Genomic DNA, 13,329 nt, shown 5'->3' with positions numbered 1-13,329 from the left:
GTTTCAGCCCACCCCGGCCCAGCGCAGCATGGCCGCCGCGACCGCCCCCAGCACCACCACGAGCAGGAACGGCAGCCGCAGCAGCAAGGCGATGGCGGCCACCGCCAGCGCGCCCAGGCGCGCATCCAGGGCGACCGCAGCGCCTGACGCCACCGCATTCATTGCCGTCAGCGAGGCCAGCAGGCCGATCGTCAATGTCCCGGCCACCCGGCTCATCCGGGGTGATTCCAGCCAGCGCGCCGGAACCCGCCAGCCGGCCAGTTTGATCGCGTAGGCGGCCGCGCAGGCCAGCAACAGCCATCCCCACAGGCTCATGCCTGGCCCTCCGGCCGTTGCGGCGCAATGTCCGGCTCAAGCCCCTCATCACGCGGGCCAGGCACCAGGGCGCCCCACAGCGCGGCCACCGCTGCGGCGAGCAGGATCGGAATGCCCGGCGCCACCCACGGCAGCGCGAGCACGGTGACCAGGGCGGCCACGATCGCGACCGCCACGGCATCGCGCTGGCGCAGCCGCGGCCACAGCAAGGCCAGGAAGGCCGCCACTGCGGCGCCATCCAGCCCCCATCGGCGCGGGTCACCCAGCGCGTCGCCGGCGATCGCGCCCACGGCGGTAAACAGGTTCCAGAGCAGGAACACGCCGATGCCTGCGGCCCAGAACCCGCGCCGCTGCTCCAACGGCACCGATTGGCTGGACGCGGTAGCCGCCGACTCGTCGATGGTCACCTGCGCGCCCAGCCACTGGCGCCAGCCGCGCAGGCCCAGCATGCGGTTCATCTGCATGCCGTACACCGCATTGCGCACGCCCAACAGCGTGGCGGCGGTGAACGCGGCCGAGCCGGCACCGCCACCGGCGATCACGCCGATGAACGCGAACTGCGAGCCCCCGGTAAACATCAACAGGCTCAGGGCCTGTGCCTGCCACGGATTCAGCCCCGCCGCGACGGCCAGGGCACCGAAGGAAATGCCGTACAACCCGGTAGCCACGGCGATGGAGAGGCCGACTTTCACGGCGGGGGAGGCAGTCCAGTTCATCCTCCGATCATGCCAGTACCGGCGGGGGGCCGCAGCGACACAGCGCGCAGCTCCGGCGCCGAGCCAGTACACTCCCCGCCCGCGTCCTGTTTTGTGCTGCCTGCCTGATGACCGATCCGATCCGACTCGACAAACGCCTCACCAGCCTCATCGGCTGCTCCCGGGGCGACGCGCAGCGTTATATCGAAGGCGGCTGGGTCACCGTCAACGGCCAGGTCGTGGAGCAACCGCAGACCTTGGTCACCGACGAGCAGATCGTGCTGCGCGACAACGCGGAAGCGACCCGCGCCGAAACGGTGAGCATGCTGCTGCACAAGCCGGCCGGCATGCGGGCAGAGGCGCTGTGCGACCTGGTCACGCCGGAGAGCCGCAGCGAACTGGATGCTACCGGCGTAACGCTGCTGCAGCGGCATTTCCACGCACTGCAGCTGGTGATGCCGCTGGCCGACGAAGACAGCGGCCTGGTGGTGGTCAGCCAGGATGGCCGCGTCATTTCGCACCTGAAGGATCGCGGCGCGACGCTGGAGCAGGAATACCTGGTGGAAGTCAGCGGCGAGCTGGTGCCCTATGGCATGAAGCGGCTCGCCCACGGCCTGAGTTACCGCAGCTGGCCACTGCCGCCGTGCAAGGTCAGCTGGCAGAACGAAACCCGTCTGCGCTTCGCGATCAAGCCGGTGGCCCCCGGCCAGCTGCGCGACATGTGCCGCCAGGTCGGGCTGGAGGTGGTCAGCGTCCGACGCCTGCGCATCGGCCGGGTCGCGATGGGCAAGCTGGTGCCGGGCCAATGGCGTTACCTCGCGCCCGACGAGCGCTTCTGATCCACCGCCCCCTGCACTCGCAGTGCACGCTCGGCCCGCTTAGGATCGAGCCATGACTGACAAGAAACCGTTGTGGCGCAGAATGCTGCGCTGGCTGGGCATCCTGGTGGCGATCCTGGTCGTGCTGGTGCTCAGCGGCCTGCTGCTGGCCGACCACCTCACGCCAAAGGCGATGGGCGCGCACAGCAGCGTACTGCCGCTGCAACCGGCACAGAGCGCGATCGACCGCGAACTGGTGCGCCTGCAGGCCGAGCATCCCGATCACTCCGGTGTTGCCTTCCTGTCGGATGGATTGGATGCCTATGCGGCACGCGCGGTGATCACCCGTCATGCCGGGCGCAGCCTGGATCTGCAGTACTACATCTGGAAGGATGACCTGATCGGCCACCTGATGGCCCGGGAGCTGTACCAGGCCGCCGAGCGTGGCGTGCGCGTGCGCATGCTGCTGGACGACATGAACGCGCAGGACAAGGACGCGTTGATGATGGCGCTCGATGAGCATCCCAACATCGAGATCCGTCTGTACAACCCGTTCCGCAACCGTGATGGGCTGTGGCGGCTGGTGGAGATGGTGCAGCGGTTCTTCAGCGTCAACCATCGCATGCACAACAAGTCGTGGATCGCTGACGGCCGCGTGGCCATCGTCGGTGGGCGCAACATCGGTGAGGAGTACTTCAGCGCGCGCAGCGACGTGAACTTCCGCGACCTCGATCTGCTGGTGGCGGGCAAGGCCGTGCAGCAGGCCAACGACATCTTCGACGCGTACTGGAACAGCGATGCGGCGGTACCGATCGCCGCCCTCGCCTTCCATACCCCGGCGCAGCTGCGCCTGCTGATGCTGGAATCGGCGCACGAAGCCACGCTGACGGCCGCCCAGCCCTACCTGCAGCGCGTGGAGCGCTCGGCGTCCGCGCGCTCGTTCTATCGCAACGCAGTCGACCTGCACTGGTCGCCCAACGTTGAGATCGTGTCCGACCCGGCGATGAAGCACCGTCGCGATGACCCGGCCAACTGGCTGGTCACGCGGCTGGTACGCGAGTTGGAGGGTACGCGCCACAAGGCGCTGCTGATCTCACCGTACTTCGTACCCGGCGACGCGGGTGCGCGCGGGCTGGGCGAGCTGGTGAAGCGTGGCGCGTATGTCGGGGTCGTCACCAATTCGCTTGCCGCCAACGACGTGGCGGCGGTGCACAGCGGCTACATGCACTACCGCATTCCGCTGCTGCAGGATGGCGTTCACCTCTACGAGCTGCGCTCGCGCGGGCACGCTGGCGGCGGCAGCGGCGGCCTGTTCGGCAGCAGTGGTGCCAGCCTGCACACCAAGGCGTTCATGATCGATGACCAGCGCGGCTTCGTCGGATCGTTCAATCTCGACCCGCGCTCGGCCTATCTCAACACCGAGATGGGCGTGCTGTTCGATGATCCTGTGCTGGCGGCACAACTGCGTGGGGAATACCTGCGGTTGGCCGATCCCAGGCAGAGCTACTGGCTGACCCGGGACACGGACAACCAGGTGCGCTGGCTGGACCGCGCGGCGCAGCCGCCGCAGCTGCTCGACAGCGAACCCGATACCTCGTTGTGGCAACGGGCCAGCGCGCGAGTGATCAGCTGGTTGCCGCTGGAGTCGCAGCTTTAGGACGCGCAGCCACGCATGGCGTGGCGCTACGACGGCGGCCACGCATGGCGTGGCTGTCAGCCGTCCGTCATCTCTTCCGCTTCCAACGTTTCCACCGAACGCCCATGCAGGCGGCGCCAGATCCACTGCAGCGCGTGCGCCGGGGTGCCCTGCTGCTGCTCCAGCAGGGCCAGCGCCTGGGCTTGGCTGATCCGTCCGTGGCGGCACAGCAGGCTGGCCGACGCCGCCGCGCGTGCAAACCGCAGGCTCGCCGCGAGGCCGCCACCGGCCGCGTCGGCATCCCGCGACAAGGCCTCGTGCACCGAGGGCGGCAGCTCCCAGGCGGCCGCGATGCGGCTGGCCACCGGCAACGTCCAGGCGTCCAGCAGCCTGCTGGCCAGTGCCTGCGAGGGCGTCGCGGCCTGGCCATGCGCCGCGTCCAGCAGGTTGCGCATCACCAGCGCGGCACCCAGCCCCTGGGTCAGCCCCATCCACTGCGCCGCGAATCCGTCCTCGTGGGTCACCATGCGGGCGTGGTCGGCGGCCGCGCGCGACGCCAGCAGGGCGTGCTCCCAGATCACCGTCCCGAACTGCGGGAATGCCTCGCAGTGCAACTGCATCACCGGCTGCACCAGCACCGCGCTGATGATCTGGCGGATGCCTTCGGTGCCCACCAGGGTCACTGCCCGCTGCAGGCTGTCCACCGGCTTGGCCTGCAGGCGGTAGACGGGGCTGTTGGCAATACGCAGCAGGTTGCCGGTCAGCACCGCGTCCTGGCCGATGATGGCCGCCATGCTGCGGGCCGAGGCATCGCTGTCGTTCACGGTCTGGATCAGCTGTGGCAACAGCTGCGGGCGGCGCGGCAGGTGCCGGGCCGACCAGTCCTGGGCCTCCAGCGCGGCAACGACCGCCGCCTCGAGCACCCCATCCTGCGCCAGCACGGTGGGGCCGGCACCGCCACTGCGCGGCACCAGGGCCAACGCGTGAAAGCCGGCCTGCAGGATCTGGCCGGCGTCCCCGTCGGCAACGGCCGGAAGCGCCACCGGCGTGGACTGGCGCTCTCCGGCTCTGGCCCCGCCCGGGTCCCGCACCGACCGACGCACCGCACCCGCCTGGCGGCCGTGCAGCAGCCATGCCACCACCGCCACGGCCAGCAGGCCCATTGCCCCCACCAGGACAGCCACCATCAGGGGGCTCCTTGACTGGCGCGGTTCCGCATCCGAGTTGTTGCCGCTGCACCCACGTCATCCATCCTGGCCATACCGGCACCGCGCACCGTTGCCACGGCATCGGCCCGGTGGGCGGCAACTTTAGCGGCGCGGCCCCGGCGGGCGTGCCAGCGGCCGAGTGCAGGTGTCTTCGGACGGTCGCGCGATGCTGACAACGCCGTCCTGCGGAATGCACTAGAATGGCGCCGCGCGACCCGTCCCCCCGATCAGACGACGTCGCTTTTTTTGTTTTACACCCCACCTTTTGCTGGTACGTTCGCCGGCGTTGGCCACCGTTCGCACCATCGGAGTCACCATGTTATTTGAAACCCTCGAAACTGCCGGTCACGAACAAGTGGTGTTCTGCCACAGCCGCGACGCCGGCCTGAGGGCGATCATCGCCATCCACAACACCACCCTGGGCCCGGCCTTGGGCGGCGTGCGCATGCGCCCCTACGCCAGTACCGACGATGCGCTGGCCGATGCGCTGCGGCTGAGCCGCACCATGACCTACAAGAACGCACTGGCCGGGCTGAACGTGGGCGGCGGCAAGGCGGTGATCATCGGTGACCCGCGCAAAGACAAGACCGAAGTGCTGTTCCGCGCCTTCGGCCGGTACGTGGATTCGCTGGGCGGGCGCTACATCACGGCCGAGGACGTGGGCACCGACGTCAACGACATGGAGAACATCTACCTGGAGAGCGAGTACGTGACCGGCGTACACCAGGTGCATGGCGGCTCCGGCGACCCGGCACCGTTCACCGCTTACGGTGCGCTGCAGGCGCTGATGGCGGCGCTGCAGCACAAGCTGGGCCACGAGGAAGTGGGCAAGACCAGCATCGCCGTGCAGGGCCTCGGCCACATCGGCATGGAGCTGGTGAAGCTGCTCCGTGACCGTGGCGCCAAGCTGTTTGTCACCGACCTGGACGCCGCGCTGGTCGAGCGTGCGGTCACCGAATACGGCGCCGAGGCGGTCAAGCCGGACGAGATCTACGACCTCAACGCGGACGTGTTCGCCCCGTGCGCACTGGAAGGCGCGATCAACCCGGAGACCCTGCCGCGGTTGAAGTGCAAGATCGTCTGCGGCACCGCCAACAACCAGCTGTCCAGCCTGGAAGTGGGCGACGAACTGCATGCGCGGGGCATCCTGTACGCCCCCGACTACGCGGTGAACGCCGGCGGGGTGATGAATGTGTCGCTGGAGATCGACGGCTACAACCGCGAGCGCGCAATGCGCCTGATCCGCAGCATCTACCACAACCTGGGCCGCATCTTCGCGCTGTCGCAGCAGGAAGGCATTGCGCCGCAGCGCGCGGCAGACCAGATCGCCGAAGCACGCATCCAGTCCATCGGCAAGCTGAAGATGCCGCTGGGCCGCGCCAGGCCGCGGCTGGGAACGCTGCGGGGCGGCTGAGTCGGCTGGCGTTGGAACGAAAAAGGGCGCGATCATCTCGCGCCCTTTTCCTTTTTCAGCGTGGCATGCGCCGCGTCCGGGTCAGAACGCCGCCGAGTAGCGCAGCGCCACCTGGCTCAGGTCGCCACGCGGGCCGAAGCGCTGGTCATAGCCGAACGACACCTGTGCATTGCGGCTCAGCATCGCAGCCACCGAAACGCCGAACAGCCCGCCCGAGCGCGTCGGCTGCAGGCCCGCCAGCGGCGCCCATGCATCCACGCCGACGAAGCTGGCGTCAAAGGCTGCCCCGTTGCTGGACAACATCTGCTGCCATTCGGCATACCCGCGCAGCGACCAGTTGCGCCGCTGGGTCTCGGCACGCAGGCCGGCCAGCGCCTGGCTGCGACTGGCGGTGCTGCGCTCGGCACGCAGGCCGAAGCCGAAGCCGCCGTCTTCGCTGAAGCGGTCGTTGTCCACGCGTGCGTAGTCTGCGCCCAGGTACGGGGTGAGCGACGCGACCGCGCCGCCAAACCGGTAGCCCGACTCCACGCTGGCCGTGCTGAAGGTACCGCCATAGCGCGAGCTCACGCCGTACTGCCCGGCCCCCAACAGCAGCTGGCGGTCGAGCTCGCGGGTGAACTGGCCGGCACCGAACTGGGTCAGCGCATACGCGCCGCCGTGATTCCAGCCGGCATACAGCTGTGCCTGTGACTGTCGGTCGCGGCCATTGTCGCCAGACCATTCACGGCCGCTGCTGGTGCGCGTTTCGCCAAAGGCGAAGCCCATCACGCCGTTGCTGCCCAGTGCCATGTCCTGGCCCAGCATCCAGCCTTGGGTCTGGAACCCGGTGCCGGCAAAGCTGCCCTGCCCGGCCTCACCCAGCGCGCCGTGCCAGGCACCGCGAAGACGCGGTGCGGCGGACACGTCGTCGAAACGCGACGACAAGGCACGCCGGTTCATGTCCAGCGTATCCAAGGTCATCGCCGTGGCCAGACCGTGGGCCTTGCCGGAGAGGCTCTCCAGGCTGGCCTGCAGCGCCGATGCACCTTCAACCCGCTGCAGTTCGCCCGCCGCACCGGCAAAGCCCGGGCCGCTGTCGTTGCCCTGGTCGAGCTGGACGAAGGCCTCCTCCACCCGTCCGGCAGACGCGGTGGCGATCGTGCCCAGACCGGCCGTGGTGGCCGTCGCGGTGACGTTGGCGCGACGGATGTTGAGCGACGCGCTGGTGGCGTCATACGCGAACGAGGCGTCCAGCAGGGACACCGTCCCGCCCCGGCGCATCGCCCCGAACTGACCGGTCAGACCCTGCGCGGCCTGGATGATGGGCTGCACCTGGTTGTCGATCGGCACATAGCCGGCCACTGCCTGCTCCACGACCAGGGTGCCGCCCTGCAGCGTGGCCGTCCCCGTCACCTGCAACGGCGACGCGCCCAGCGCGGTGATGAACTCGGCGCTGGCACGCTGCAGGTAGTTGCCGTCGATGACCGCCGTGGTGTTGGCGGTCACCAGCGCCACGCGCCCATTGTTCTCGACGTTGCTGGTAATCCTCGTGGTGCCCGCCCCGAACTGCAGTGCAGGCAAGGGGAAGCTGATGTCGTACGGCGTGATCGTAACCGGCGCGGTGAGCGTCGCACCATCGCGAAGTGCCAGCGTTCCGCGGACGACCTCCACCGAGCCGGTGAAGGTGTTCTTGCCGGCCAGGGCAAGGACGCCGTCACCGTCCTTGTACAGGCCGCGGATGCCGTCACCGCTGATGTCATTGCTCCACACGCTTGTACCGACGCTGGTCGGCACGGAGACGGACAGCGTTCCGAAGTCCGTGGTGGCCGGCCCATTGAGTGCCTTGGCGACGTTCAGCAGGCCGTGTCCGAACACCGCATCCACGCCCGGCTCGCCGAGATCGGTGGCGGTGCCAAGAAGCGTCCGCTGTATGTCGTAGTTCTTGAAGTAGGGATATTTCTGCCAGACCAGCGCGGCCGCGCCGGAGACCAGCGGTGCCGCATAGGAGGTGCCCGCGCCCCAGAAATATTTCGGGTTGGGCGCGCCCTTGTTGTCGGGATCGATGAACACCGCTTCGCCCGGCGCAGCCAGGCAATAGTCGGCCGCCACGCCGCACGCGTTGGCGTAGGACGCCAGTTCATCCGGCTTGCTGGCGTTGACCGCGGTAACCGCCAGCCAGCCTTCTTCCAGCTCGCGCGCCAACGTACTTCCGGCCGGTCCGGGCTGGCTCGGCAGCGCCGCCATGTCTGACGGGTTGGCCTTGCTCTCGTTGCCCGTAGCGAATACCACCAGGCCGCCGTGCTGGAACACGAACGGCGCATACTCGGCCGCAATCGCGTCCGTGGTACTGGCATCGTTCCAGTACAGCCCGCCCCACGAGTTGTTCATCACCTTCACCCCGCTGGCGATCAGATCGGCGTGCACCGAGGCCAGCCCCAGTGCGCCTTCCACGCTGTTGCCCTGACCCGTACCGTCATCGACCGGTGCCTTGTCGGAGATGATCCGGGCCGAGACGATGCTCGCACCCGGGGCCACGCCGCCCGGCCAGGTGCCGGACGCGCTGCCCGCCGCGAGCGACGCCACGGTGGTGCCGTGGCCGACGACGTCGTCAATGTTGAGGTTGTTGGTGGCCGGGTCGACGTAGCTGAAGCGCTGTGTCACGCGACCGGACAGCGTGGGATGGGAGCGGTTGACACCCGAGTCCACGATGCCGATGACCACGCCTGCGCCGGTCAGCCCTTGCCGGTCGCCCGCATTGATGATCGACAGATGGGCATCAATCGCCGGTTCCTGCGGCTTCGCTCCGGTCGGCGGCGGCGTCACCGGCGGCGTCACCGGCGGCGTCACCGGCGGGTTGGTGGGAGCGGGCGTGGTGACCGGCGTACCGCCGCCCGGACCCTCCACGCGGACGTTACCGCCACCGCCACCACCACCGCATGCACTCAACGCCAGCGCCAGCGCAGCCGCCAGCGTGGTCCTGCTCATTGCGACCTGCTTCATCCCTGTTCCCCCAAACGTTTATGGAACCACGCCTGGCATCCTGCCTACCCCGAGGACACCCGTGGTGATCGTTGACCCGCTCCACCGGGCTACCGGCAGAGTCTGACTGGAATCCGGACAGCTTTCCACCGACGGTTCAGGCCCTGCGGTGGGCATCGCCCCGCGGCTGGACACCGGGGGCAAATCAGGACCCTCTATACTGGTCATCCCCCGCAGTCTGACGGGATTCGCGCCCGCATCCTGCGGCACGCGTCCCGAATCCGCTCACGCAACAACGAGATTGCCATGCCCAACATCGTCATCGCTGCCGCCAAACGTACCGCCATCGGCTCCTTCCTCGGCCAGTTCAACGGCGTGCCCACCCCGACCCTGGGCGCCACGGCCATTGCCGCCGCCCTGGAGCAGTCCGGCGTACCGGCGGCGGACGTCTCCGAAGTGATCATGGGCTGCGTGCTGCCGGCCAACCTGGGCCAGGCCCCCGCCCGCCAGGCGGCCGTCGCCGCAGGCATTCCCTATTCGACCGGTGCCACCACGCTGAACAAGGTGTGCGGCTCGGGCATGAAGGCCATCATGCTGGGCCATGACCTGATCAAGGCCGGCTCGGCCAGCATCGTGGTCGCCGGCGGCATGGAGTCGATGTCCAACGCCCCGCACATGCTGCCCAACTCGCGTACCGGCAACCGCTTCGGCAACTTCCAGGCGGTGGACCACATGGCCCACGACGGCCTGGTCAATGCCTACGATGGCAAGGCCATGGGTGAGTTCGCCGAATGTGCGGTGGACAAGTACCAGGTCACCCGCGAGGAGCAGGATGCCTTCGCGATCGAATCGGTGCGCCGTGCGCAGGCCGCGCAGGCCGCGGGCGCGTTCGACGACGAGATCGTCGCGGTCAAGGTCGCCGGCCGCAAGGGCGAGGTCGAGTACAACCAGGACGAGCAGCCCGGCCGTTCGGACGTCGCCAAGATCCCGACCCTGCGCCCGGCCTTCAAGAAGGACGGCACCGTCACGGCGGCCAGTTCCTCCAGCATTTCCGACGGCGCCGCCGCCGTGGTGCTGCTCGCCGAGGAGGACGCGGCTGCCCGCGGCCTGCAGCCGCTGGCCCGGATCGTGGCCCACGCCACCCACTCGCAGGAACCGGAGTGGTTCACCACCGCGCCGATCGGCGCCATCCACAAGGTGCTCGAAAAGGCCGGCTGGACCTTGGACCAGGTCGACCTGTTCGAAATCAACGAGGCCTTCGCCGTGGTCGCGATGGCGCCCATCCGCGAATTGGGCATCCCGCACGACAAGGTCAACGTCAATGGCGGTGCCTGCGCACTGGGCCACCCGATCGGCGCCTCCGGTGCCCGTCTGGTGGTCACCTTGGTCAACGCCTTGCGCAAGCGTGATGCAAAGCGCGGAATTGCTACACTGTGCATTGGTGGCGGTGAGGCTACGGCTATCGCCATCGAATTGATTTGATTGATTTTAACGCCCGTTTCGCAAAACTGAATGCGGGATCGCTTGACAGCCCAACGTGGCTTGTCATCATGTTGCCGGGCGCGCAATAGCGCGTTGCCTAATCTAACGACGAGGATTCACACAAATGAGCATCAACAAGCTGCTGATCGCAATGGCCCTGGGCCTGGCTCTGACCGCCTGCTCGAAGCAGGAACAGGCTGCTGACGCCGCCGCTTCGGCCAACGAAGCCGCTGCCGACGCCCAGGTCGCTGCCGACCAGGCCGCTGCTGCTGGCGCCCAGACCGCCGACGCTGCCCAGGCTGCCGCCGACACCGCCACCACCGCTGCTGACGCTTCGGCTGACGCCGCTGCCCAGGCTGCTGGCGCTGCCACCGACGCTGCTGCCGATACCGCTGCAGACGCTGCCAAGGCCGGTGAAGCCACCGCCGAGCAGGCCAAGGACGCTGCTGAAGAAGCCAAGAAGTAATAACTTCTTTCTTCAAGCAAGTCTGAAGAAGCCGCTGGTTCGCCAGCGGCTTTTTCTTTGGGCGGCATTTGCGCACCGCGGGCACCTACCGGACCTTCACGGAAGGGTGAATAGGCTGGCAGTCCGATTCTCAGTTCCTGTGGAGCCCGCCATGAAAATCCGTTCGATGACCACCCCGCTGCTGGCCGCTTCGCTGGTGCTGGCGCTCGCCGCCTGCCAGGGCCCGGAAGCAGAAAAGGCCCGCGCCGATGCGGCGCAGGCGGCTGACAGCACCGGTGCGGCCGCCCGTGAAGCGGTCGACCAGGCCGCGGCGTCCACCCGCAACGCCGCCGACGAAGCGGCGGCGGCCTCCGAACGCGCTGCGGCCGACGTGCAGCCGGCGCTGGACCGCGCTGCCGACGCGACGGCTGCTGCCGCTGCGGACGCAAAGGTCGCGGCACGCGACGCGGCCGCCCATGCCAGCGACGCGACGGCCAACGCGGCGGAAAAGGTTGCCGACAAGGCCCGCGACGTGGCCGACGATGCCAAGCAGAACGCCGACGCCGCCAAGCACTGAGCGCACGTCGGGGCCGATCGGGGTTGACCGTCGGCCCGGGAAACGCCGGGCCCTGCCCGGGAAACGCCGGGCCCTGCCCGGCGTTTGTTCGTGCGGTGACAGGTGCGGTTGCCCGGCGTAGCCCGGCACTACGGCAGGGCGCGCGCCATGATCGCCTGATGATCCACATCATCCGGCAGCGTGCCGAACGCCCTGCCCGTTTCGCCCCCCAGCCGCGTCCGGACGAAGGCTGCCGCCACCGGACTCCGCGCGCGCAACAACACCGCCGCCTGCAACAACAGCGCCAGGCGTTCGGTGACCAGGCGCGCCTGGGCCTCCGATGGCGTGGATGACAGCTGCGCCCACAGGGCCTGCAAGGCATCGTCATACCCCGCGTCATACCCGACCACCGTCTCCAGTTCCGCCTGCAGCACCGGCCGCACCTGCGGCTCGCGCGCCAGTGCGCGCAACACGTCCAGGCACTGGATGTTGCCGCTGCCTTCCCAGATCGAATTCAGGGGCGCCTGCCGGTACAGGCGCGGCAGCATCGATTCCTCCACGTACCCGGCACCGCCCAGGCATTCCTGCGCCTCATTGACGAACACCGCTGCCCGTTTGCACACCCAGTACTTGCCTACGGCGGTGGCGATCCGTGCGAACGCCGCTTCGTGTGCATCGTGCGGGGACTGGTCGACGGCGCGGGCCACGCGAATGGCGAATGTGGTGGCCGCTTCGGATTCGATCGCCAGGTCGGCCAGCACGTTGGCCATCAGCGGGTGATCGCACAACCGGCGGCCGAAACTGCTGCGATGGCGGGTGTGGTGCAGTGCCTGGGCGAGCGCCATGCGCATTTCCGCCGCCGCGCCGAGCATGCAGTCCAGCCGCGTCATCATCACCATGCCGATGATGGTGGCCACGCCGCGCCCTTCGGCGCCGACACGCCGCGTCCAGGCCCCGCACAGCTCGATTTCGCTGGATGCATTCGACCAGTCGCCCAGCTTGTCCTTGAGCCGCATCAACCGGAATGCATTGCGGTTGCCGTCGGCAAGGCGGCGCGGCATCAGGAAGCAGGTCAGTCCGCCCGGCGCCTGCGCCAGCACCAGGAAGCCATCGGACATCGGCGCGGAGAAGAACCACTTGTGCCCCACCAGCGCATAGCTGCCATCGGCGCGTGGCTCGGCGCGGGTAGCGTTGCTGCGCACGTCCGAGCCGCCCTGCTTCTCGGTCATGCCCATGCCCAGGGTGATGCCGGCCTTGTCGGCAATCGGCACATCGCGTGGATCGTAGACCGGTGCCGCTGCCTTGTCGGCCCATTCGGCCAGCGCCGGATCCTGGCGCAGCACGGCCACCGCGGCATGCGTCATGGTCAGTGGACAACTGGTGCCGGCCTCGGCCTGGTGATGCAGGAAACTCAACGCCGCGCGCGCGACATGCGCGCCGGGGCGTCCGTCCTGCCAGGACAGGCCAGCCACGCCGTGGCGCTTGGCCGCGTCCATGAGCTGGTGGTAGGCCGGATGGAACTCGACCGTGTCGATGCGATGCCCCTGCGCATCATGGGTACGCAGGCGCGGGCGGTCGCGGTTGGCATCGAAGCCCAAGCGGTACAGCGCGTCGCCTGCACTACCGCCATAGGCCTGCAGCGTGGCGATGAATGCAGCGCCGCCCTCGCGCTGCACGGCGTCGGCGAGGGCCACGTCGTCGGCCCACAGATTGCGCCCCGCAAATGGCGGCGGCTGGTTGACGACCTCATGGGTCTCGAACGCGGGCAATGCAGACGTCATCACGCAGGCCTCCCAGGGGTG

Annotated in this window: 11 protein-coding genes; 6 read left to right on the top strand and 5 right to left on the bottom strand. The window is 68.6% G+C overall.

Features of this window, described 5'->3' with window-relative positions; genetic code table 11:
• Positions 1-3: 3 nt before the first annotated feature.
• Positions 4-315, bottom strand: a complete 312-nt coding sequence (locus RT456_RS04600) for an AzlD domain-containing protein (RefSeq protein ID WP_313343113.1) — start codon at positions 313-315, stop codon at positions 4-6.
• Entirely contained in the window at positions 312-1,031 is a 720-nt protein-coding gene (locus RT456_RS04595) for an AzlC family ABC transporter permease (protein ID WP_313343110.1), read from the bottom strand. Before RT456_RS04595 ends, RT456_RS04600 begins: the two co-directional genes overlap by 4 nt.
• Before the next feature lie 107 nt (positions 1,032-1,138).
• On the opposite strand from RT456_RS04595, the gene RT456_RS04590 reads away from it, so the two are divergent.
• Together RT456_RS04590 and RT456_RS04585 are read left to right on the top strand one after the other, a co-directional pair.
• A complete protein-coding gene (locus RT456_RS04590) occupies positions 1,139-1,849 on the top strand; it encodes an rRNA pseudouridine synthase (protein WP_313343108.1) in 711 nt (236 codons plus the stop codon).
• 52 nt (positions 1,850-1,901) lie between these two features.
• Complete coding sequence (locus RT456_RS04585) at positions 1,902-3,485, top strand: phospholipase D family protein (RefSeq protein WP_313343105.1); 1,584 nt, start codon at positions 1,902-1,904, stop codon at positions 3,483-3,485.
• A 56-nt stretch (positions 3,486-3,541) separates the two neighbouring features.
• Here the strand turns inward: RT456_RS04585 and RT456_RS04580 are convergent, their stop codons facing one another.
• On the bottom strand, positions 3,542-4,651 hold the full coding sequence (locus RT456_RS04580; RefSeq protein WP_313343102.1) for an HDOD domain-containing protein: 1,110 nt from the start codon (positions 4,649-4,651) through the stop codon (positions 3,542-3,544).
• 337 nt (positions 4,652-4,988) lie between these two features.
• On the opposite strand from RT456_RS04580, the gene RT456_RS04575 reads away from it, so the two are divergent.
• Positions 4,989-6,086, top strand: coding sequence for a Glu/Leu/Phe/Val dehydrogenase dimerization domain-containing protein (locus RT456_RS04575; protein ID WP_313343100.1), 1,098 nt, complete (start codon positions 4,989-4,991; stop codon positions 6,084-6,086).
• A gap of 81 nt (positions 6,087-6,167) precedes the next feature.
• Here RT456_RS04575 and RT456_RS04570 read toward each other — a convergent pair whose 3' ends face one another.
• Complete coding sequence (locus tag RT456_RS04570) at positions 6,168-9,065, bottom strand: S8 family serine peptidase (RefSeq protein ID WP_313343098.1); 2,898 nt, start codon at positions 9,063-9,065, stop codon at positions 6,168-6,170.
• A 285-nt stretch (positions 9,066-9,350) separates the two neighbouring features.
• On the opposite strand from RT456_RS04570, the gene RT456_RS04565 reads away from it, so the two are divergent.
• From RT456_RS04565 to RT456_RS04555, 3 genes are all read left to right on the top strand, one after another.
• The gene (locus RT456_RS04565; RefSeq protein WP_313343096.1) at positions 9,351-10,526 is read left to right on the top strand and encodes an acetyl-CoA C-acyltransferase; all 1,176 of its coding nucleotides are present in this window, start codon (positions 9,351-9,353) and stop codon (positions 10,524-10,526) included.
• Positions 10,527-10,650: 124 nt separating this feature from the next.
• Entirely contained in the window at positions 10,651-10,992 is a 342-nt protein-coding gene (locus tag RT456_RS04560; RefSeq protein WP_313343093.1) for a hypothetical protein, read from the top strand.
• A gap of 151 nt (positions 10,993-11,143) precedes the next feature.
• Entirely contained in the window at positions 11,144-11,548 is a 405-nt protein-coding gene (locus tag RT456_RS04555; RefSeq protein WP_313343090.1) for a hypothetical protein, read from the top strand.
• 128 nt (positions 11,549-11,676) lie between these two features.
• Here RT456_RS04555 and RT456_RS04550 read toward each other — a convergent pair whose 3' ends face one another.
• The gene (locus RT456_RS04550; protein ID WP_313343087.1) at positions 11,677-13,308 is read right to left on the bottom strand and encodes an acyl-CoA dehydrogenase family protein; all 1,632 of its coding nucleotides are present in this window, start codon (positions 13,306-13,308) and stop codon (positions 11,677-11,679) included.
• Positions 13,309-13,329 lie beyond the last annotated feature (21 nt).

The sequence above is a fragment of the Stenotrophomonas sp. genome (genome assembly GCF_032099025.1).
GTDB lineage: Bacteria > Pseudomonadota > Gammaproteobacteria > Xanthomonadales > Xanthomonadaceae > Stenotrophomonas.
The sequence above is the reverse complement of the archived record's forward strand: the minus strand, read 5'-3'. Positions and strand labels throughout refer to the sequence as shown.